Below are 19427 nucleotides of genomic sequence, written 5' to 3'. Positions count from 1 at the left end.
GGTGAACTGCCCGAGAGGAACCTGGCGCGGTGCACCCCGGCCGGGGCCGCTCATTCCTGGCCCCGCCGGTGGTCACTCCCAGGGCAGGAGGACGGTCGCCGGTGCGCTCCGGCTGCCGTCCGGTGCGACGGCGGTGAGCTGGAGTACCGATGCGGGTTCGGTCCCCGTGCGGGCCAGCGACTTGACGTAGTACACCTCGTCGCAGACCCGGCCCACGGCCTCGTGCTCACCGTCCGGCAGCTCCCGGCGGATGTCGTAGTACCAGATGCCGGAGCGGGCGAACCGCCAGGAGAGGAAGACCTCGGCCGAGGTCCCCGCTACGTACGACGCATCGACGGTGAAGCCCTCGGGACGGTCCGGGCGCTGCGCCCGGAGTCCTCCGTCCCTGGTGGCGAGCAGGGCGAGTTCACCGATGTTGACCGCGTACGGGCCCTGCTGTGCGTCGGAGACCCGGAGGCCGATCGCGGCGATGGTGCGCCCGGCGAAGCGGTCGAGGGCGATCGCCGCGGTGTTCCAGTCCGGGCCTTTCGTGGCGCCGACGGGCAGCCATGCGAAGGTGTCCGGGGTGTCCTGGAGGACGAGGCCGATCTCCAGCCCTGACGCCCTGCCCGCGCGGCCGGTGGTGTAGGTGACGGAGACCGTCTCGCCGCCCATCGGCCTCAGAGCGGTCTTGAACAGCCGCACGGTGGTGGGGTTGTCCGGGCCGAGCGTCCCGGAGATCTTCAGCGACGATCCGCCGTCGTACGCCTTCGCGTAGTCGTAGTCGACCGCCAGCGGGTCGCCGGCCCCGCCGCTGCGCGTCCAGAACTGCCAGGTCGGGAGGGTGTCCTGGATGCTCGCGTTGTTCCATTCCCGGCTGCTCGCGTGCTTCCCGGCCAGGAAGAAGGCCCGGCCGTGACCGGTGTTGAAGCGCGTGACGAAGGGGAACGAGCCGATTGTCGAGCGTTCGGCTATGTAGTGAGCGACACCGTCCCACTTCAAGTGGTTGTCCGCGTCGCGCGGTTTGCCGTCGTCCTCGTACGGCCACGGCACGTACTCCGTGCGGCCGGTGTGCGTCGGGTCCTCGTTGGGGCCGGACCAGTAGCGGCGCTCGCGCTGGAAGACGGCGCCCTGCGCGTCGGGGTTCTCCCGGTCCGGGTAGCGGTCCCAGGCGAAGTGCGTGCCGAAGAGCGCCCAGCTGGTGCGGGCCTCGCCGCCCTCGGGGAAGACGAGCCGGGTGTCGTAGGGCGGGTTGTAGCCGTACTTCTCGTTCTCGGTGCCGTGGTACACGACCTCGTACGGGTCCAGGCCCAGCTTCTCGGCGGTCGTACGGGAGGTCTCGACCTGGGCCGCGTCCGGCATCCAGTAGTTGGCGAAGAGGCTGTTGTTGACGGGGGTGCCGTCGTGCTGGATCCAGGGGGCGTTCTTGTCGTTGAGCTGGTTCTGGTAGTCGAGCTTCCCGTTCACCATGATCGTGTCGTACCACTGCACATGGAAGCCCTCGGGTGCCTGCGCCCGCAGGTACGTCAGCATCTCCATCAGCTTCGCGGCCTCGGCGGCGGGGGTCTCGGCCTCCTGGTTGATGAAGTAGCCGTCGAAACCGAAGTATCCGGCCATCTCGATGAGCTTGTCCGCGACGGGGAAGGAGCCGTCGGCGCGCTGATCGAGGTAGTCGGCGAACGCCCCCGTGCGTGGCCAGAACCAGCAGCCCAGGCTTTTGACCCCGTTGCGGTGGGCGGCGTCGGTGTAGGCCGGGTTGGGCAGGTTGATCAGGCCGTGGACGGGCTCGTCGACGGGCGAACCGGCGACCGGCATTCCGTGCCAGGAGCCGTACAGGTCGGTGTACTGCCAGAAGCGCAGCAGGCGCCGGGAGAAGACATCGTTGTACTTGTACGCGGTGAAGAAGGAGTTGTCGTAGTCGTACGACAGATTCATCACCTTCGCAGCGGTCTTCAGGCGCGGGTCGGCCTGGGTGGCGGCGAACGGCGCGATGCGGGTGGCGAGCGGGACTCGGGAGCGGAAGTACTTCGCCCAGCGGTCGCTGTCCGGGGACCAGCTCAGAATCGATGCGGCGTCGTAGCCGTGCATGTACGGCTGGTGGGGAGCGCGACCGGGCGCGGCATCGGTGGCACCTGCGGGCCCGGCGGCGTACGCGGCAGGGGCGAGCGGGCCCAGCGGCCCGCCCAGTCCGACCGAGACGCCCGCAGCGCCGAGCATGGCGATGAAGGTTCTGCGTTCCACTGTTGATCTCCTCTAGTCGGCGCGGCGTGTGAGCCGCAGCGTGGCGATCTCGAACGGGTGCAAGGACAGCGGCACTTCGCCGCCGTCGGAGGTGGCCGGACGGGTGGGCCGCTCCAGGAGGTCGCAGTACGTCGCCGAGCCGAGCGCGAAGCCGGCGGTGAGGCGGGTACGGGCGCGGCCGCCGCGCGACTCGTGGAGCCGCACCACCACATCGCCGCTCCCGTCGTCGGCCAGCTTCACGGCCGTGACCACGACCGCGTCGTCGGCGACCGACACCAGCGGCGCGACACTCGCGTCGCCCGCGACCCTGCGCTCGGGCAGGTTGATGCGGTAGCCCTCCCGGATCGCGTCGCCGATGGACGCGCCCGGCACGAGTGCGTACCGGAAGCGGTGCAGGCCCTGGTCGGTCTGCGGGTCGGGGAAGCGCGGGGCCCGGAGCAGCGAGAGCCGTACGGTCGTCGCCGTCCCCTGCGTTCCGCCGTCCGCGCTGCGGGTGACGTCGTAGCCGTACGTGGAGTCGTTGACCAGCGCCGCGCCCCAGCCCGGCTCGTCCAGATGGACGAAGCGGTGCGTGCACGCCTCGAATTTGGCGGCGTCCCAGCTGGTGTTGGTGTGCGTGGGCCGGTAGAGATGCCCGAACTGGGTCTCGGCAGCCACGCGGTCGGTGTGCACGGCGAGCGGGAAGGCGGCCTTGAGGAACTTCTCCGTCTCGCGCCAGTCCACTTCGGTGACGATGTCGAGGCGGCGCTCGCCCGCCCGGAGCGTCAGCCACTGCTCGACCCGGGAGGCGCCGAAGGAGCGCACGACCCGGACGGTCGACTCGCCTTCGCCCGTAGCCAGTTCCAGCTCGTCGACGCCGGTCAGGTCCTGGACGGTGTTGCGGTAGAAGGGATCGACGTCCCAGGCGTCCCACCGGTTCGGGAAGTCCGGGTGCAGCTGGAGGAGATTGGCCGCCCGCCCAGGGGCGACGGTCTCCCGGTCCGCCTCGATGTCGTACGCCGAGACGACAAGACCCCGCTCGTCGACCCCGATCCGCAGCAGCCCGTTGTCGAGGACCCAGCCGCCCTCGTCGCGCGGTGCCGCGCTCACCTCCTGGCCCGGCTGCGGTCCGGCGACGGCCGCGCCCCCGGCCCCGACTCCGGCGCGGGAGTGCGGCGCCGCATTGAAGACGACGTACGAGCCGGCGCGGCCGTCACCCGCGAGCACCCGCTGCGCGTCCGTGATGATCTGCTCCAGCTCCTCACCGATCGCCGCGTACTTCGCCTCCGCCTCGCGGTGAACCCAGGCGATCGACGAGCCGGGCAGGATGTCGTGGAACTGCAGCAGCAGCACCGTCTTCCAGAGCCGGTCCAACTCCTCGTACGGATAGGGGAATCCGGCCCGCACGGCCGCCGTCGCCGCCCACAGCTCCGCCTCGCGCAGCAGATGCTCACTGCGCCGGTTGCCCTGCTTGGTCTTCGCCTGGCTGGTCAGCGTCGCCCGGTGCAGCTCCAGATAGAGCTCGCCGACCCACACCGGCGCGTGCTCGTACTCCGCGTGCGCCTTTTCGAAGAAGGCCGAGGGCTTCTCGAAAACGACCTTCGCCGACCCTTCGAGATTGGCGAGCCGCTTGGCGCGTGCCAGCATTTCGCGGGTCGTACCGCCGCCGCCGTCGCCCCATCCGGTCGGCGCCAGGGAGCGGTTCGCCCCGCCCTTGTCCCGGAAGTTGCGGACCGCGTGCGCGACCTCCTTGCCCGACAGCTGTGCGTTGTACGTGTCGATGGGCGGGAAGTGGGTGAACACGCGGGAGCCGTCCAGGCCCTCCCACCAGAAGGTGTGGTGCGGGAACTTGTTGCTCTGGCTCCAGGAGATCTTCTGCGTCAGGAACCACTTGTTGCCCGCTTGTTTGACCAACTGCGGCAGCGCGGCCGAGTAGCCGAACGTGTCCGGCAGCCAGACCTCTTCGGTCTCGATGCCGAATTCCTCCATGAAGAACCGCTTGCCGTGCACGAACTGCCGGGCCAGGGCCTCCGAGCCCGGCATGTTGGTGTCGGACTCGACCCACATCCCGCCCACCGGCACGAACCGGCCCTCGGCGACGGCCTTCTTGACGTTCGCGTAGACCTCGGGCCGGTGCTCCTTGATCCATGCGTACTGCTGTGCCTGCGACATGGCGTAGATGAACTCGGGCGCGTCCTCCAGCAGCGCGGTCATGTTCGCCGTGGTCCGAGCGACCTTGCGGACCGTCTCGCGCAGCGGCCACAGCCAGGCCGAGTCGATGTGTGCGTGGCCGACGGCGCTGAGGGTGTGTGCGGAGTGGTGTGCGGGCGCGGCCAGCACCTGGCTGAGCCTGTCGCGGGCCTGCTCGGCCGTGCCACCGATGTCCTGCAGGTCCAGGGCGTCGAGCGACCGCTCCACCGCGCGCAGGATGTCCCAGCGGCGCGGGGATTCGACGGACAGTTCGGCCATCAGCTCGCCCAGCACCTCCAGGTCCTGGACGAGCTCCCACACGGCCGTGTCGAAGACGGCAAGGTCCATCCGGGCGAGCGTGTACTGCGGCTCGCTGCCCGCGGTGTCCTTGTCGCCGAGGTCGGTGGGCAGGAAGGGGTGGTAGTCGAGGATCACAGGGTTGGCGGAGGCCTCGATGTGCAGCTCCACGTGCTCGCCGCCGACGGCCGGACTACCGATACGCACCCACTGGTTGCGCGGATTGAGGCCCTTCACGGGGGAGCCGTCCGGGCGGTAGACGAGGCCCTCGCACTGAAAGCCGGGCATGTTCTCGTCGAAGCCCAGGTCGAGCACCGCCTCGACCGTCCTGCCCGCCCACTCCGGTGGGACGGTGCCGGTGACGGTGAACCAGCTCGTGCCCCACGGCGGCCCCCAGGGCCGGCCCGGCCCGGTGGGCGTGCGCGGGGCGGCGATTCCCTCGGCCACCGGGACGGGCTCCCCGGGCGCGTTCCAGACGGTGACGGCGAGCGGCACCGACTCGGGGTGGACGGCGGGGCGGATGCGCTCGTCGAGAACCCGCTTGAGCCGGTCCTCGGTGATGGTGCGGTCGCTGTGCATGGAGCGTCCCTCTCAGCGGATCTGGTCGACGGTGAGGACTTCGGTGATGGACCGGCCGGCGAGGTGGGCGGCGTCGGTGGCGTGCTCGGCGAGGACGGCCGTCGGACGGACGCCGCGCCCTGCGAGTCGCATCCACGCCTCGAAGTACGGGCCCCCGGGCGCGCACACCGACCGGTCCGGCGCGCTCTCGCTGCCACCGGTGTCCACGACGAGCGCGGTCGTACGGGGCGCGGGCCGGTGATCGCGGCCGCGCCACTCACGTACGGCCTCGGCGATGGCACGGCCCGCCGGTTTGACCCGGCGGTCGTTTGTGAGCAGCCCGAGTCCGTACTCCAGCTCGGGGAAGTCCGCGAGCGCCCGGTCGACGTCGTGCGAGCACCACCAGGTCACGCCCCAGAGGTCCGGGCAGTCCAGCGCGGCTGCCAGGGTCGCCTCGGTGAAGGCGGCCGCGTGCTCGGCGGGGATGTGAGGGGCGGGTGCGCCGACCTCCTGGAGCCAGACGGGACGGTGCGGGTCGACTGCCCAGGCCTTGGAGAGTTCGATCAGATACGCGGCGTGCTGCTCGGTGGCCGTGCCGGTGCGGCCGTGGCGCTGCGCGGTGCCGTTGAAGACCCAGGAGTGGACGGCGGTCGCCGCTCCGATCGTGGCCGAGTGCCCGGGCGTGAAGGGGTGCCCGTCGTGGTACCAGGCGGCGTCGTACGAGGCGTGCAGGTGCATGGCGTCCGGCGCACCCTCGCGGCAGGCTTCCAGCATCTGCTCCAGCCAGGCACCGGCCTGGTGGTGGTCGATGCGGTCGGGATCGGGGTGCGGGTCCCCGGAGAACTGGTTGATCTCGTTGCCGACGGTCATGCCGAGGAAGTTGGGCCGGCCGGCGAGGGACTCGGCGAGCGTACGGAGGTAGGCGCGCTGCCCCTCGATGACGTCGGGAGCGGTGAAGATGTTCCGGCGGTGCCAGGTGGTGGTCCAGGACGGGACGAAGTCGAAGCTGGACAAGTGGCCCTGGAGGCCGTCGACATTGACGTCGAGCCCGCGTTCGCCCGCCGCCTCCACGAGGTCACCGAGCTGCTCGACGGCGCGCGGACGGATCAGGGACCGGTTTGGCTGGAAGACCGGCCAGAGCGGGAAGACCCGGATGTGGTCGAGGCCGAGCGCGGCGATGGAGTCCAGGTCGGCACGGACCTCGTCGAGGTCGAAGTCGAGCCAGTGGTGGAACCAGCCGTGCGTGGGCGTGTAGTTGACGCCGAAGCGCACTGTGGACATGCGGGTTCTGTCCTTACGGTGGAGCGGGCGGAAGCAGAGGCCGAAGGAGCGGGCGGAAGGGCGGGCGGAGTCAGCCCTTGACCGCGCCCTCGCCGACACCGCGGAAGAAGTACCGCTGGAGGCAGGCGAACATCACGACGAGCGGCGCGACGGCGATGACGGAGCCGGCGGCCACCAGACGCGGGTCCTGCTGAAAGGTGCCGTGCAGGAAGTTGAGACCAACGGTCAGTGTGAAGTTCTCGGAGTCGGAGAGCACGATCAGCGGCCAGAGGAAGTCGTCCCAGGCACCCATGAACGCGAAGATGGCGACGACGGCGAGGGTGCCGCGCACCGCGGGGAGGCCGATGCGCAGGAAGCGCTGCCAGACGTTGGCGCCGTCGATGAGCGCGGCCTCCTCGACCTCGTACGGGATGTTGGCGAAGGCGTTGCGCATCAGCAGGACGTTCAGCGCGGCGACCGAGCCGGGCAGCACCACCGCGACCAGGGTGTTGTTGAGCTCCAGGGCACGCATGGTGGTGAACTGGGCGATGATGATGCTCTCCAGCGGCACCAGCAGCGCCATCACGAAGGCGAGTCCCGCGATCCTGCGGCCGCGGAACTTCAGCCGGGCCAGGGCGTATCCGGCCAGTGAAGCGCCCACGCAGTTGGTCACCACGTTGGCGACGGCGACCTTCAGCGAGTTCAGCGCGTAGTCCCAGACCGGGATGATGTCCGCGACGCGGGAGTAGTTGCCGAGCGTCGGGTCCTGGGGGACGAAACGCGGCGGGTTGGTGTAGATGTCCTCGGTGGTGCCCTTGAGCGAGGTCGAGAGCTGCCACAGGAACGGCCCGACGGCGATCACGAGAACCGTGAGCAGCAGGGCATACCTCAGCCCCTTCTCCCAGCCCGCCACACCATTCCCTCGTACTCCGCCGCTCATGCGTCCTCCTCCTTCCGGTCGGCGCGCAGGACGAGCACCATCAGCAGCAGCACGATGACGAAGATGACCAGCGAGATGGCGGAGGCGTAGCCGACCCGGCCGTTGAGCCCGGTACCGGTCCGCTGGACCAGCATCACGAGGGTGGTGTCCTCGCCGGCCGGGCCGCCGTTCCGGCCGGCCAGCAGGTACACCTCGGAGAACACCTTGAACGCGAAGACCGAGGACAGGGCGCCGACGAGCACCATGGTGGACCGGACGGACGGGACGGTGATGCTGACGAAGCGCCGTACGGCGCCGGCTCCGTCCACGGCCGCGGCCTCGTGCAGTTCCTTGGGCACATTGGCGAGCGCCGCCAAGTAAATGATCATGTAGTAGCCGAGGCCCTTCCAGACCGTCAGGGCCATGGCGCTGAGCAGCAGCAGCCATGCGTCACCGAGGAAGCTCACCGGACCGGCCCCGAAGAAGCTCAGGATGCCGTTGAGCAGGCCCCGGTCGTCGAGCATCCACGACCAGATCAGCGCGACCACGACGACGGACGCGACGACCGGCATATAGAAGGCGGAACGGAAGAAGGCGATCCCGGGGATCTGCTTCTGGACGAGCAGGGCCAGCAACAGCGGCAGCAGGACCGTGAAGGGCACCACCATCAGCACATACAGTCCGCTGTTGCGCAGCCCCACCCAGAACTGGTCGTCCTGCAGCATGTCCTGGAAGTTCCGCAGTCCCACCCACTGCCCCGGCGTCAGCGTCCGGGCGTCGGTGAACGCCTGGTAGACGGTGCTGACGAAGGGATACAGGACCAGTCCCGCGATCACCGCGAGGCCGGGGGCGAGGAAGAGCCAGGGGCTGGTGGCCCGGTGTGTTCGTATCCGCATGGTGGCGGGGCTCCTCAGCTCTGCTGGAGCAGTTCGTTGCTCTGCGCGGTGGCGTCGTCGAGAGCCTGCTTCGGCGACTTCTTGCCCTGCAGCGCCTTGGCGACTTCGTTCTGCAGCACGGTCTTCATCTCGTCGGTCATCACCACGGGGGTGTAGTTGACCGCGCCCTTGAGCATCTTCGCCGAGGCGACGCGGATGCGGCCTTCCTCGCTGCCGTCGTCCTTCGACCAGTACGGCTTGTCCAGGGAGCCGGCGGTGCTCGGGAAGATCGCCACCTTGTGGGCGAACGACTCCTGGTTCTTCCGGTTGGTGAGGAAGTGCGCCAGGGCGACGGCGGCCGCCTTGTTCTTGCTCTGCTCGGTGACCGCCATGCCCATCACGTACATGTTCGGCTTGCCGGTGTTGTTGGGGGCGTCCGTGATGCCGAGGTTCTTGTAGAGGGCGGGCGCGTTCTTCTTGAAGTTCTCCAGGTCATGGGCGCTGCCCGGGTTGAGCGCGACCTTCTGCTCCAGGAACTTCTGGCCGGCCTTCTCCGGCGTCATGTTCAGCGCCTGGGAGTCCAGGCCGCCGTTGTCGTAGAGCTCCTTGTACTTGCCGAGCAGCTCGACGCCCTTGGGTTCGTTGTACGTGAACCGGGTGGCGTCGTCGTTCATGAGCGCGACGCCGTAGCGGCCGAAGTCCTCGATGTTCGGAGTGGAGGCGAGCGTGGCGATCTCGCCCTTGGACTCGGTGGCCATCTTGTTGGCGGCGTCGAAGAGATCGTCGTAGCTCTGCGGCGGCTGCTCGGGGTCGAGGCCGACCTGGGTGAAGAGCGCCTTGTTGTAGAAGAGCGGGCCGGTGTTGAGGTACCAGGGATAGGAGTACGTGCCGTCGAGTCCGGGCAGTGCGTTGCCCGTCCAGGCCTCCGGCGTGTACTCGTCCTTGAACTTCGCGGCGGCCTTCTCCCGGTCGAGGTTCATGATGACGCCGGCCTTGGCGAGGGGGTACGACAGGTCGGGCGAGACGTTGACGACGTCAGGGAGGGTGCCGGCGGCGGCATCGGCGCTCAGCTTGTCCGCGTAGCCCTCGGCGGGCTGGTCGACCCACTTGACCTCGACGCCGGGATACTGCTTCTCGAAGTCCTCGATGAGGCCGTTGAAGTAGTCCTTGAAGTTCGCCCGCAGATTCCAGGTCTGGAAGCTGACGCTGCCCTCGATCTTCCCGCCGGCGTCGGACGAGCTGCCGTCGTCGCCCGAACCGCACGCGGTGAGCGCCAGCGAGGACAGCAGGAGGGGCATGGTGGCGAGGGCCGTTCTGCGCGATACGGGCATGATCGAAGAACTCCCTTGGTGTGGCCGGTAAGAGGCGGTCCAAAAGATGCACCAGTCGCCGGAGCCGAGTCAACACTTTTGCCGGATCCATCTAATCCGACCTCAGATAACCGCAGGTCAGGGCTTGTTGATTCGGGGGCTTGCGGATCAGTACTAATGCGCTTTAGTCTCGTAGTGCTCAAGCGCATTAGTAGGTCGCCCCGTTGACCGTCGGGGTGCAGGGGAGAAACCATGAGCCGTACACCGGCACGCCGTCCCACCATGAAGGACATCGCCAGGCGCGCGGGCGTCTCGGAGAGCGCGGTGTCCTTCGCGCTCAACGGCCGGCCCGGTGTCTCGGAGATCACCAGGGACAGGGTCCGCCGCGTCGCCGAACAGCTCGGCTGGCAGCCCAGCACCGCCGCCCGCGCGCTCTCCGGCGAGGGCTCGGCGACCGTCGGCCTCGTGCTGGCCAGGCCCGCCCGGACGCTCGGCGTCGAGTCGTTCTTCCTCCAGCTCGTCTCGGGCATCCAGGAGGTGCTCTCGCACCACGGCCTCGGACTGCTGTTCCAGGTGGTCGAGGACGTCGAAGCCGAGTGCGCCGTCTACCGGCGCTGGTGGGCCGAGCACCGGGTCGACGGCCTCCTGGTCGTCGACCCCCGGGCCGAGGATCCGCGCCCCGGACTGCTGGACGAGCTGGGTCTGCCCGCCGTCATGATCGGTTCCGCCGCCACCGACCCGGCGGCCGAGCCCGTCGCCCATCCCGGCATCTCCACCCTCTGGGCGGACGACGCGGGCGCGATGGCCTCCGTCGTCGAACACCTCCACGGGCTCGGCCACCGCCGCATCGTGCATCTCGCGGGACTGCCCGAGCTCAGCCACACCCAGCGGCGGATGCGCTCACTGCGGACCGAGGCGGCGCGGCTGGGCATCCCGGGAGTCCGCTCGGTGCCGACGGACTACTCCGATACGGAGGGCGCCGCGGCCACCCGCCGGATCCTCGCCGAGAGCGAGCCGCCGACCGCGATCGTGTACGACAACGACGTGATGGCCGTCGCCGGCCTGGCGGTGGCCGCCGAGCGAGGTGTCGCCGTACCGTCCGAGCTGTCCATTGTGGCCTGGGACGACTCGGTCCTCTGCCGCAGCACGCACCCCGGGCTCACGGCACTTTCCCGCGATACGGCGGCCTTCGGCCGGCACGCCGCGGAGCAGCTCGTGGCACTGCTGGGCGGCGCCCCGGCGCGCAGCATCCAGGACGAGCTGCCGCGGCTGGTGCCGCGCGGGAGCACGGCCCGGCCTAGCAGCGGGTGAGGGTCAGGGCCTCTCGTTTGGATCGTGAAGAGGTGCCATTCATCCGGCCTGTGCGGCCGCGACCGGCGAAGGAGCCTGGGCGCGGCCGCGAGTCCCGCCTGGCAGAACGCCTTTCAACGTCTCTCCCGGTGCTACGGGCGTCGCGTCACTGTCAGTGATGCCTTCTTCCACCTCGCCGACAAGATCATCGCCGTGCGCAGCTTGATCCGGCGGTCCTGGACAAGTCACCGGACGCTGCCAGTCCCAGAGACCGTTCTCGGCCACGGACGTCGCAGGTCCGGCGGGGCCGCATTGCGTGCCGTGCACACCGCAAGCCACCGTGTGTGAGGCAACCATGTGCCGCTCAGGTGGGGGGAAAACTGATGGCGTTCACGGAGTTCGACACCGCGCTCCTACCGCGGGAGCAGAGGTTCGAGTGGTGGCGGGACGCCATCTGGCGAGGGGTGGAGCCGACCTCGATCACCAGTGACTTCGCCGACGACTTCGTGGCGAGCCTCGGCTCTCTCGATCTCGGGCGGCTCCAGCTGACGAAGATCTCGTTTCCCGCGCTCCGGTCGGAGCGCACCGCAAGGCTGATTCGCCGGGCCGACCCCGAGGTGTATGAACTCACCCTGATTCTTGAGGGGTTGATGGGATTCTCGCAGGAGCGCCACACGACCAGGCTCCGTGCAGGTGACATCACCCTCTGGACTTCCTCCCGGCCCTATCGCGGCGAGGCGACGGGCGGGCCCACGGGCGGGGTCTCGCGCGCGCTCATTCTCCATATGCCGCGCGCGCTCGTACCGCTGCCGGAGGCCAGGATCGCCCGGGTGCTCGCGCACGGCCTGCCGGCCCGCGCCGGGGTCGGCGCCTTGCTGGCAGGCTTTCTCGGATCGCTGCTGGCCCAGGCGCCGGTGCTCGACGAACGGAGCCGTGTGCGGCTGGGCGATACGGTGCTCGGCCTGGCCGCCGGTTTCCTCGCCCACCACCTCGATGCCGAGCAGTGTCTGATGCCGGAGACGCGGCACGAGTTGTTGCTGGCCCGGATCGACGTCTTCGTACGGGACAACCTCGCCGATCCGGCGCTCGCGCCCGGCGCCATCGCGGCGCGGCACCACATCTCCGTCCGGCTGCTGCATCAGCTCTTCCGTCAGCGTCAGGAGACCGTGGCCGCTGCGATACGGAGGCAACGGCTGGAGAACTGTGCCACGGACCTCACCGACCCGCGGCTCCGCAACGTGCCCGTCCACGACATCGCCGCACGGTGGGGGCTGGGGAACGCGGCGACGTTCAGCCGGATGTTCCGCTCCTCCTACGGGATCACCCCGGGCGAGTACCGGCGCGGTGCACTCCTTGCGAAGGATGCCCGCGCTCTCGGCCAATGACCAAGTGCCGTTGTCCAGAGCAGAGTTGGCGACGTCCCCATGAGGGGAAAGCCAACCAGAGGAGTGGTTTCGTGAATCGGAATCGGACCCAGCGGCGCTTTGACAGATCCACCGGGGTGGGACGGGTCGTCATTGCTCTGCTGATGACGCTCGCCGCGTGCGTGGCCACGGCAGGGACGGCCGGCGCCGCGACCGTAACCGACAGCACACGCGGCACGGGCACCGTCGCTGCCCCGGACTTCTCGGCCCAGGCGAAAGGCGCCGGCCTGAGCGGTGCCGAGGCCGCGTCCCTCCAGGCGAAGATCGATGCCCGCCTGGCCCAGGGGAGTGGGACCCAGGTGGCGGCGAACAAGATTCTGCTGCCGCAGGCCGAGGTGACACTGCCCCTGCCGGGCGAGAAGGGTGTTCGCGATCTCGACGCGGCGGGCGGCGCCGGCGCTTCGGAGCTCTGCTCCTACACGTACGTGTGCGCGTTCTCCGGGCCCAACTTCACCGGGGAGCGGATAACGCTGTTCACGTGCAACTCTCCCTACCCCATCTCCTGGAGCGGGACCGGATCATGGATCAATAACCAGCGCGCGGCACTGACGGCGAAGTTCTACGACTCCGCCAAGATCATCCGATGGACGTCGCCCGGCGGCTACAGCGAGGACCGGTACGCGGACTGGGGCTGGGTGTACTGGCTCAGCCCCTGCTGAGCGCTTCGTTCACCCGCGGCCGTCCCTGAGAGTGCCGGTGGCACGGAGTGCGTTGTCGGTGTCGAGGCCGAGGCGGGCGGCCCAGGCAAGAGCGTCGTCGAAGGTGGCGGCCATGACGGCCAGCCGGGCTGCGGCGAGGCGAACGGTGACTTGCCCTCGTCCAGCAGGACGGCCCACCGGCGTCCCGCACCGGATCTCGAGACTGACGGGTTCCCAGCCGCGGTCCTCGCACAGTGTCCCCGCCAGCGCCATGAGGTCCTCGAAGGGATTCGGCACGGCGGTGCCCCATCCGTCCCCTCGCGCGCTGTAGCCACCTGTTGCCGAGGTCCCGCCCCGCCCGGCCCGGCTGTGCAGTACGGCGTGCGTCCAACCGCGCGGGGCCTGCGCGACGATTGCCTCGACGATCGGTCGTACCGCCTGCTCAACCATGCTCTGCTCCCGTGCTGTCGATGGTCCGGGCATCATCGCAGCGACCACTCACAGCGAGGCTCGCAGGCGGCTCAGGTCAGCACAGGCGGCGAGGAACTGGCGGGCGAGTTGGGGCAGGTGTCCGCACGCCCCGCCGCACGCCCGGTTCGTTGTCAGTGCCCGGGGATACGCTGTGAGCTTTGACGGCCCGTGCACTCCGGGTCGCTCGGGACAAGGGGTGGGCCATGAGCTTCCATATGCATCTGCGCGCCGTCGAGCACTCCGAAATCCGGCACGACCATGCCTGGCTGGAGGAGTTCATGGGCGCCGCCTGGGACTGGGACGTCCACCGGGCGGAGTACGACGCGGGGATCGCGGAGTCCATCGAGAAGGACTTCGGTTCCGTTCACGACCTCTACGAAGTGGCCGGTCGCCTCTCCGAGGGGCAGGACGGCACGTGGGAACTGCCCATCTTCGGAGGCGAGATCGTCCACTACACCCCTGCCGACGAGAAGCCGCCCTTCGTCCGCCTCGCACCGGACGCGACGCATCGGGCGTCGGCCTTTCTCACCGACGTCCCGTTCGACGCCGTCTGGGAATCTGTCGGCCCCCGGCTTCGCGCGGCGTTCGGCCCGGGGTGGGCGGAAGAGGACGTGAGAGGCATCTACGACCAGCACCACACCGACCTGCGCGCCTTCTACCACCGCACTTCGACAGCCGGAAAGGGCGTCGTCAAAGCGTTCTGGTACTGAGCTCGCACTGCGGGGGACGCCGACGGTGTGCCGTACCGGAAGGGAATTCCGGTACGGCACACCGCGATCACCGTGCGACGGTGTACGACGCTTCGACACTCACTGGGACGGACTCAGCTCTTCAGGAAGTCCAGCAGGTCCTTGGCGAACTTCTCCTTGTCGCCGGGAACGAGCGCGATGCCGTGCGAGCCACCCTCGTAGACCTTGAGCGTCGCGTCCGGGATGATCTCGGCGGACTTGCGGCCGGTGGCGTCGATCGGGACGATCTGGTCGTCGTCACCGTGCACGATCAAGGTCGGCACGTCGAACTTCTTGAGGTCCTTGTGGAAGTCGGTCGTGCCGAACGCGTCCACGCAGTCGACGCCACCCTCGATGGTCTGCGCCATGGCCATGTACCAGAACGCGTCCTGGTTCCCCTGGGTCGCCCTGCTGCCGTCGCGGTCGGCGGAGAAGAAGCCGACCGCGGTGTCCTTCCAGAACTGGGAGCGCTCGGTGAGGATGCCCTTCTTGATGTCCTCGAAGACGGACTGCGGCACGCCCTCGGGATTGTCCGGGCCCTGGAGCATCAGCGGAGTGATCGCCGAGAGAAGCACGGCGGACTTGATGCGCGCGGTCCCGTGGCGGCCGATGTAGCGGGCGAGTTCGCCACCGCCCATGGAGTGGGCGACGAGGGTGACGTCGAGCAGGTCGAGCTGCGTGAGGAGATCGTTGAGATCGTCGGCGAAGGTGTCGAAGTCGTAGCCGCTGTACACCGGGGTGGAGCGGCCGTGGCCGCGCCTGTCATGGGCGATCCCGCGGAAGCCGGCGTCGGCGACCGCCTTCAGCTGGTCCTGCCAGGCGTCGCCGTTGAGCGGCCAGCCATGGATGAAGACCACGGGACGGCCCTGCCCCCAGTCCTTGTAGAAGATCTCGACACCGTCTCGCGTCGTGCAGATGGGCATGGCTTCCTCTCGGCCTCAGGCCCCGGGGAAGGGGCGCCTTGCGACAGTCGTGCCGGGGTGCGGACCACCGCGCCCCGGGGGCGGGAACACGCCGGAGCCGGGTCAGGGCCCGGCGTACTCCCCGCCTCCATCGTGCGTACCCTGCGGCCACGCGCAACGCGAGCCGAGGGTGCTCCGTGGCGCTGCGCCGCGGCGGAGGCCCGCTGAGTTCCCGCGACGGCACGGACGTTGCCCTCCGTGCGCAGAGCCGTACGGGTGAGACGGAAGAGCACGGATCAGGGACGCCGCCGTGCCGCCTCGGAGGGTGACGGGCCAGTGGGTAAGGTAACCCTAAGTTCGCTGTCTTCCGCTCCGGAGTCCGTCTCGTGATCACGTCAGTTCCGCCGCACGGTTCCCCGCGTCGCCCCCCCCGAGGCTCGCTCGCCCCGAGGAGCAGGAGAAGCTCGCGGAACCGGGACCCGGGTGCACGCTGCCCGCGCCGGGGGAGAGCGAGGGGTTCTGGGCCGCTGCGCGTGACAGTGGTAGCACCTCCGTCATCCTGTCCGCCGAACCCACCAGTGCTCTGGACGCCCGGACATGCCATCGAGGTACTGGAACTGGTACGGGAGGTCGCGGCCGCCGGCCGCACCGTTGTCATGGTCCAGCGCGACCTGGCCGCCGCGGCCCGGTACGCGGACATGCTCGTCGCCAATTTCCGGGTTCCTATCTCGAATAGGCGCTGACGAACGGGGTACCCAGGGCACCTGAACCGCCTTACCGAGCGCCGACCGAAGACGCCCCGGGCGGCCGGTCGGCCACCCGGGGGCAGGCATCCGAAGACAGAGAGAAGGACGTGTTGCTCATGACTACTGCTCGGGAAATCATGACGCCCGACGCCACATGCGTCGGCGCGAACGATTCCGTCCTGGTCGCGGCGCACAGGATGGCAGAACTGGGCGTCGGCGCCCTGCCTATCTGCGGCCCGGACGAGCGACTGAAGGGAGTGCTGACCGACCGCGACATCGTGATCAAGGTCCTGGCGGCCGACAAGGACCCCGCGAAAACCACTGCCGGAGAGCTCGCCCAGGGCAAGGCCGTCACCATCGGCGCGGACGACGACGCATCGGAGATCCTGCGCACGATGAGCTCGCACAAAGTGCGCCGACTGCCCGTTATCGACGGCCACACCCTCGTCGGCATGGTTGCCCAGGCAGACGTCGCACGCTCTCTGCCCGACCCGGTGGTGGGGGACCTGCTCGAAACCCTCTCGTCGGACTGACGTCCCGTTCCTCACCGGGTGGCGGTTCGCGTACGAATTCGGCGTACGGATTCCGCATGCGCCGAATACCTAGCCGGTATCCCGGCGACGCGCTACCAGTAGTGCTTTCGTCCGGCTACGGCGTGCCCCATCGATCCGAGAATCCACAGGACAATTCCGATCACCGCGAGCACGAGGCCGATCGTCCACAGAATGGCAATACCGGCCACGAGCCCGATGACGAGAAGAATAACTCCGAGCAAGATCATGGCCTGCTCCCTTCTCGCGTAGCTTTCATCCCAGTTTGGCTCTGCCGCGGTGCAGTGGCAACCGCCTCTTCAAGGCATCCGCGCCGGTTCGGCGCCCACCGAAGGGGGCGGCGTGCGCGTGTTTCAACAGCGGCACACCGGCGGGTGCGCGTGCACAAGGTGCGGATGGGAGGCAAGGAGATGCGCGTGGTTCGGCCCGCACCGGCTCCGGCGCGGCCGGCGTTGCGTGACGACGGTCGTTGGCTGTCGATGTACGCCGACCGCAGCGGTGCTTGATCTGCAGGTGGACGAGCGACCGGGCGGACCGGGTGACCAAGGCCCACATGGCGACGAGCTGAGAAGTACTGAATGTGCAAGCGGTCGGGTACGTTCCGGCGGCTCCGTTGAGGTGGCCAGGGGCCGGAACCGAGCTCGACACGGAAACGACCGCCGCCCGGATAGTGGTGCAGGTCGGCAGGGGCCCGGTCGACAAGGCCGCGCAGCGCGGCCCCGTGCTCGCGGAACGCGGTGGGGCTGCCCACGACGAAGAGGGTGCGTGCGGCGACGTCGAACCCCAGATGGTCGCGGAACTCCCGGTAGTGACGCCGCGCGTGGTCGATCGCGGCTTTACGTCCGGGCGCGACTCGGTGCCGGCAGTTCTCAGGTCTTCCAGGACGCGGTGGGAAACTGCAGGCTGTGGTGGACCAGGACCACGGGCCAATCCGGCCCCCGGCGGTGTTGTCGGCGACGGTGATCCGGTTCCGCTGGATCGACATCCACCCCGGACCGCGACTTCCCCGAGGCGATGCGAGGTCTACTCCGACTGCCAGTTCTCCGTGACATCCACCGCGAAATCGGACGACATCACATAGGACCCGAAGGGCACGGGATACAGATCGTCCACCGCAAGCTGTTCATTGAATTCGATGTGCCCTACGACGGCCTGTCCGGAAAGAGCCAGAAGGAAAGCTGCTCCGAAAGCGAGCGTCAGGGAGTTGTCGCGCAGGAATGTGCGCACGGCTGTTTCCTTCATCGGCGCATCAGCCCGACCACCAGAAAGTACGCGAGGCCGATGAGGACGACGGCAAGGCACATGGTGAAGAGGGTTTTCACACGGCTAGGCCCCCTTGATCACACACGCGTAGGGCTTTTCGGGGCGGGGGGTGCATCCGGCGGCCACCACTTTCCAGCCGCCGGGAAACCGGGAAAGGACAGCGTGTCGGATTCGAGGACCACACGGGCCTGACGTCCGTAGACGTCCACCGTTCGTACGCTGCCACCGGTGGGCAGCGACACCCTTCCGACAGCTTCGGAACAGGGGGACTGTTCGTCGGACTCCAACTCGCTCCGTGTCCCGGGAGCGAACGCCGCGCACAGCGTCGGTGCGTCCTTGTCCCTCACCTCCCTTTCGAAGGCGGCAGCCGCACTCCTGGCCGATGACGACCGGCTGTCGGTCCCGCAGCCGCCGACGAGAATCAGTGCCGAGAGCAGCGGCAGCAGTGTCCTGGAACGCAGAAGGAGCGGGGCGGTCACCGTAGTCCTCGTACGTAGGCGGCAGTGATGAGGCATTCCGCCGTCCCGTATCGGCGACACCTTCAGGACACGCCGCGACTCCCGCCCGGCACGGACGGCAGCCGGAGGCGCAGGGGCGGGCCCATGAGATGCCCCGCGCCCCTGCGCCCCCGCGCCTCCGAGTGGTTCAGTGGCCGACGGCTTTGAGGAGCTGTTCCTTGTTCATAGTCGAACGGCCCTCGATGTTCTTCTTCTTGGCCTCTTCGTACAGCTGGTCCTTGGTAGGCCCCTGAGCGCCGCTGTGCGAGCGCTGACCGCCGCGCTGCGACGCGGACTTCGGGTCACGGATCGAGGTCTTACTGGCGCTCTTTGCCTCGCCCGCGCGTGCACGCTCCTTGTTCACCGTGCGCGCGGCGATCTCCTTCGCACGCCGTTCGGGCACGCCGCGCTTCTCGGCGCTCTCCTTCACATGCTCGTACTGGCGCTCACGTTTGGGGCTGGACCCTGCAGGCATGACGTACTCCTCGTAGAGGTTCGGCTCGGTGGTACGCGGGCCGGGCGGCACGGCCAAGCGGTGCCGTCATAGAACCCGGTTACCACTAGTCGACGTCTGAAACTCGCGCCCCGCGACCTGGGTACGCCCGGCCTCCGGGTGAGGGTGTCAGTGGCGGCGCCTCGCCGGCTGTGGTAGCGACGGCGGTTCCGCCGACTCCACTGGTGGAGGGGCCGGACAGAAGGCGTTGGCGGTCGCCATCACGGGCCGCAGAAGGGCGTGTTCCTGCGCGGCGGCGACCAGCTTCGGGTCAAGCCGTACCCCGAGCTCAACGACTCCCTGCTCAAGCACGTCGAGCACCGGTGCGCGAGACCACTCTCGCCGGCACGAAGGTGCCCGGTAGGACCAGCGCCGAATGCCCCGACGGTGTGACCCTGAAGGCCGGCGCGATCAGCCAGTGCGTCGCGACGTACGAGGGGGCCGAAATCCCCTACGAGGTCAAGATCAGCGACAGTTATACCAAGGGCAGCACGATCACCTCGCACACCACGGAAGCCCAGAAGGGCGTGCTGGTCGCGAAGTTCGTCTACAACGCGCTCTACGAGAGCTACGGCGCAGGGTCGGGCCGTACCGACGCGAGCAAGCTCGCCTGCGACGAGATCCCGTCGCGAAGACGGTCGAACTGAACGCGGACACCGGCTACACGTGCCAGTGGTGGAGCAAGTTCGCGAACAAGGGTGAGCCGGGTTACGAGACCCTGCGGGTCACGGTGGGCCCCACCGGTGGCGTCGGCTTCCAGCCCGTCAAGCAACGCACCGGCCGCACCCTTCGGCGCGACACGGGTGCAGCGGGCCC

General features: G+C 68.8%; 18 protein-coding genes and 2 pseudogenes. 9 read left to right on the top strand and 11 right to left on the bottom strand.

All coding sequences use genetic code 11. The features are described from left to right. Positions 1-72: 72 nt before the first annotated feature. The 6 genes from ACFT7S_RS19855 to ACFT7S_RS19830 all read right to left on the bottom strand — a co-directional run bounded on the left by ACFT7S_RS19855 (position 73) and on the right by ACFT7S_RS19830 (position 9629). A complete protein-coding gene (locus ACFT7S_RS19855; RefSeq protein WP_382733518.1) occupies positions 73-2220 on the bottom strand; it encodes a hypothetical protein in 2148 nt (715 codons plus the stop codon). Between the two features lie 12 nt (positions 2221-2232). Continuing rightward, positions 2233-5265 carry an alpha-mannosidase gene (locus ACFT7S_RS19850; protein ID WP_382733516.1) on the bottom strand — a complete coding sequence of 1011 codons (3033 nt, stop codon included), beginning with the start codon at positions 5263-5265 and terminating at the stop codon, positions 2233-2235. A 12-nt stretch (positions 5266-5277) separates the two neighbouring features. Further along, entirely contained in the window at positions 5278-6525 is a 1248-nt protein-coding gene (locus tag ACFT7S_RS19845; RefSeq protein WP_382733515.1) for a glycosyl hydrolase, read from the bottom strand. Between the two features lie 70 nt (positions 6526-6595). After that, a complete protein-coding gene (locus ACFT7S_RS19840; protein ID WP_382733513.1) occupies positions 6596-7444 on the bottom strand; it encodes a carbohydrate ABC transporter permease in 849 nt (282 codons plus the stop codon). Next, a complete protein-coding gene (locus tag ACFT7S_RS19835; RefSeq protein WP_382733510.1) occupies positions 7441-8319 on the bottom strand; it encodes a carbohydrate ABC transporter permease in 879 nt (292 codons plus the stop codon). The genes ACFT7S_RS19840 and ACFT7S_RS19835 overlap by 4 nt, the downstream gene beginning before the upstream one ends. Before the next feature lie 14 nt (positions 8320-8333). Continuing rightward, positions 8334-9629 carry an ABC transporter substrate-binding protein gene (locus tag ACFT7S_RS19830; RefSeq protein WP_382733508.1) on the bottom strand — a complete coding sequence of 432 codons (1296 nt, stop codon included), beginning with the start codon at positions 9627-9629 and terminating at the stop codon, positions 8334-8336. A 231-nt stretch (positions 9630-9860) separates the two neighbouring features. Here ACFT7S_RS19830 and ACFT7S_RS19825 point away from each other — a divergent pair, with 231 nt between their 5' ends. From ACFT7S_RS19825 to ACFT7S_RS19810, 4 genes and pseudogenes are all read left to right on the top strand, one after another. Then, on the top strand, positions 9861-10919 hold the full coding sequence (locus ACFT7S_RS19825) for a LacI family DNA-binding transcriptional regulator (RefSeq protein WP_382733505.1): 1059 nt from the start codon (positions 9861-9863) through the stop codon (positions 10917-10919). Between the two features lie 96 nt (positions 10920-11015). Then, a pseudogene (locus ACFT7S_RS19820) lies at positions 11016-11150 on the top strand (IS5/IS1182 family transposase); the annotation flags it as partial. A 131-nt stretch (positions 11151-11281) separates the two neighbouring features. Then, positions 11282-12283: a helix-turn-helix domain-containing protein gene (locus ACFT7S_RS19815; protein ID WP_382733503.1), complete on the top strand. Its 1002-nt coding sequence runs from the start codon at positions 11282-11284 to the stop codon at positions 12281-12283. Between the two features lie 71 nt (positions 12284-12354). After that, the gene (locus ACFT7S_RS19810; RefSeq protein WP_382733501.1) at positions 12355-12981 is read left to right on the top strand and encodes a peptidase inhibitor family I36 protein; all 627 of its coding nucleotides are present in this window, start codon (positions 12355-12357) and stop codon (positions 12979-12981) included. Positions 12982-12990: 9 nt separating this feature from the next. Here ACFT7S_RS19810 and ACFT7S_RS19805 read toward each other — a convergent pair whose 3' ends face one another. Next, positions 12991-13410: a hypothetical protein gene (locus ACFT7S_RS19805; RefSeq protein WP_382733498.1), complete on the bottom strand. Its 420-nt coding sequence runs from the start codon at positions 13408-13410 to the stop codon at positions 12991-12993. A gap of 224 nt (positions 13411-13634) precedes the next feature. On the opposite strand from ACFT7S_RS19805, the gene ACFT7S_RS19800 reads away from it, so the two are divergent. Further along, a complete protein-coding gene (locus ACFT7S_RS19800) occupies positions 13635-14141 on the top strand; it encodes a DUF1877 family protein (protein ID WP_382733495.1) in 507 nt (168 codons plus the stop codon). A 113-nt stretch (positions 14142-14254) separates the two neighbouring features. Here the strand turns inward: ACFT7S_RS19800 and ACFT7S_RS19795 are convergent, their stop codons facing one another. Continuing rightward, positions 14255-15082, bottom strand: a complete 828-nt coding sequence (locus tag ACFT7S_RS19795) for an alpha/beta fold hydrolase (protein ID WP_382733493.1) — start codon at positions 15080-15082, stop codon at positions 14255-14257. 526 nt (positions 15083-15608) lie between these two features. On the opposite strand from ACFT7S_RS19795, the pseudogene fecE reads away from it, so the two are divergent. Beyond that, positions 15609-15771 (top strand): annotated as a pseudogene (gene fecE / locus ACFT7S_RS19790) (Fe(3+) dicitrate ABC transporter ATP-binding protein FecE); the annotation flags it as partial. A 152-nt stretch (positions 15772-15923) separates the two neighbouring features. After that, positions 15924-16340 (top strand): CBS domain-containing protein, encoded by a 417-nt coding sequence (locus ACFT7S_RS19785; protein ID WP_382733491.1) that lies wholly within the window; start codon positions 15924-15926, stop codon positions 16338-16340. Between the two features lie 92 nt (positions 16341-16432). Here ACFT7S_RS19785 and ACFT7S_RS19780 read toward each other — a convergent pair whose 3' ends face one another. After that, positions 16433-16588, bottom strand: coding sequence for a DUF6131 family protein (locus tag ACFT7S_RS19780; protein ID WP_382733490.1), 156 nt, complete (start codon positions 16586-16588; stop codon positions 16433-16435). Positions 16589-17381: 793 nt separating this feature from the next. After that, positions 17382-17585 carry a DUF6766 family protein gene (locus ACFT7S_RS19775; RefSeq protein ID WP_382733488.1) on the bottom strand — a complete coding sequence of 68 codons (204 nt, stop codon included), beginning with the start codon at positions 17583-17585 and terminating at the stop codon, positions 17382-17384. Between the two features lie 264 nt (positions 17586-17849). Here ACFT7S_RS19775 and ACFT7S_RS19770 point away from each other — a divergent pair, with 264 nt between their 5' ends. Beyond that, on the top strand, positions 17850-18128 hold the full coding sequence (locus tag ACFT7S_RS19770) for a hypothetical protein (RefSeq protein WP_382733485.1): 279 nt from the start codon (positions 17850-17852) through the stop codon (positions 18126-18128). 138 nt (positions 18129-18266) lie between these two features. Here the strand turns inward: ACFT7S_RS19770 and ACFT7S_RS19765 are convergent, their stop codons facing one another. Beyond that, positions 18267-18593: a plasmid stabilization protein gene (locus ACFT7S_RS19765; protein WP_382733483.1), complete on the bottom strand. Its 327-nt coding sequence runs from the start codon at positions 18591-18593 to the stop codon at positions 18267-18269. A gap of 341 nt (positions 18594-18934) precedes the next feature. Between ACFT7S_RS19765 and ACFT7S_RS19760 the strand changes: the two genes are divergently transcribed. Continuing rightward, on the top strand, positions 18935-19258 hold the full coding sequence (locus tag ACFT7S_RS19760; protein ID WP_382733480.1) for a hypothetical protein: 324 nt from the start codon (positions 18935-18937) through the stop codon (positions 19256-19258). Positions 19259-19427: the final 169 nt, after the last annotated feature.

The organism is Streptomyces sp. NPDC057136, assembly GCF_042670885.1.
Taxonomy (GTDB): Bacteria; Actinomycetota; Actinomycetes; order Streptomycetales; family Streptomycetaceae; genus Streptomyces.
This window is presented reverse-complemented; position numbering and strand designations above follow the sequence as displayed.

Bases quoted from the DNA above. Each gene is read 5' to 3' on its own strand.
- ACFT7S_RS19850 (WP_382733516.1), bottom strand. From the start codon at position 5,265: ATGCACAGCGACCGCACCATCACCGAGGACCGGCTCAAGCGGGTTCTC.
- ACFT7S_RS19845 (WP_382733515.1), bottom strand. From the start codon at position 6,525: ATGTCCACAGTGCGCTTCGGCGTCAACTACACGCCCACGCACGGCTGG.
- ACFT7S_RS19840 (WP_382733513.1), bottom strand. From the start codon at position 7,444: ATGAGCGGCGGAGTACGAGGGAATGGTGTGGCGGGCTGGGAGAAGGGG.
- ACFT7S_RS19835 (WP_382733510.1), bottom strand. From the start codon at position 8,319: ATGCGGATACGAACACACCGGGCCACCAGCCCCTGGCTCTTCCTCGCC.
- ACFT7S_RS19830 (WP_382733508.1), bottom strand. From the start codon at position 9,629: ATGCCCGTATCGCGCAGAACGGCCCTCGCCACCATGCCCCTCCTGCTG.
- ACFT7S_RS19825 (WP_382733505.1), top strand. From the start codon at position 9,861: ATGAGCCGTACACCGGCACGCCGTCCCACCATGAAGGACATCGCCAGG.
- ACFT7S_RS19815 (WP_382733503.1), top strand. From the start codon at position 11,282: ATGGCGTTCACGGAGTTCGACACCGCGCTCCTACCGCGGGAGCAGAGG.
- ACFT7S_RS19805 (WP_382733498.1), bottom strand. From the start codon at position 13,410: ATGGTTGAGCAGGCGGTACGACCGATCGTCGAGGCAATCGTCGCGCAG.
- ACFT7S_RS19800 (WP_382733495.1), top strand. From the start codon at position 13,635: ATGAGCTTCCATATGCATCTGCGCGCCGTCGAGCACTCCGAAATCCGG.
- ACFT7S_RS19795 (WP_382733493.1), bottom strand. From the start codon at position 15,082: ATGCCCATCTGCACGACGCGAGACGGTGTCGAGATCTTCTACAAGGAC.
- ACFT7S_RS19785 (WP_382733491.1), top strand. From the start codon at position 15,924: ATGACTACTGCTCGGGAAATCATGACGCCCGACGCCACATGCGTCGGC.
- ACFT7S_RS19780 (WP_382733490.1), bottom strand. From the start codon at position 16,588: ATGATCTTGCTCGGAGTTATTCTTCTCGTCATCGGGCTCGTGGCCGGT.
- ACFT7S_RS19765 (WP_382733483.1), bottom strand. From the start codon at position 18,593: ATGCCTGCAGGGTCCAGCCCCAAACGTGAGCGCCAGTACGAGCATGTG.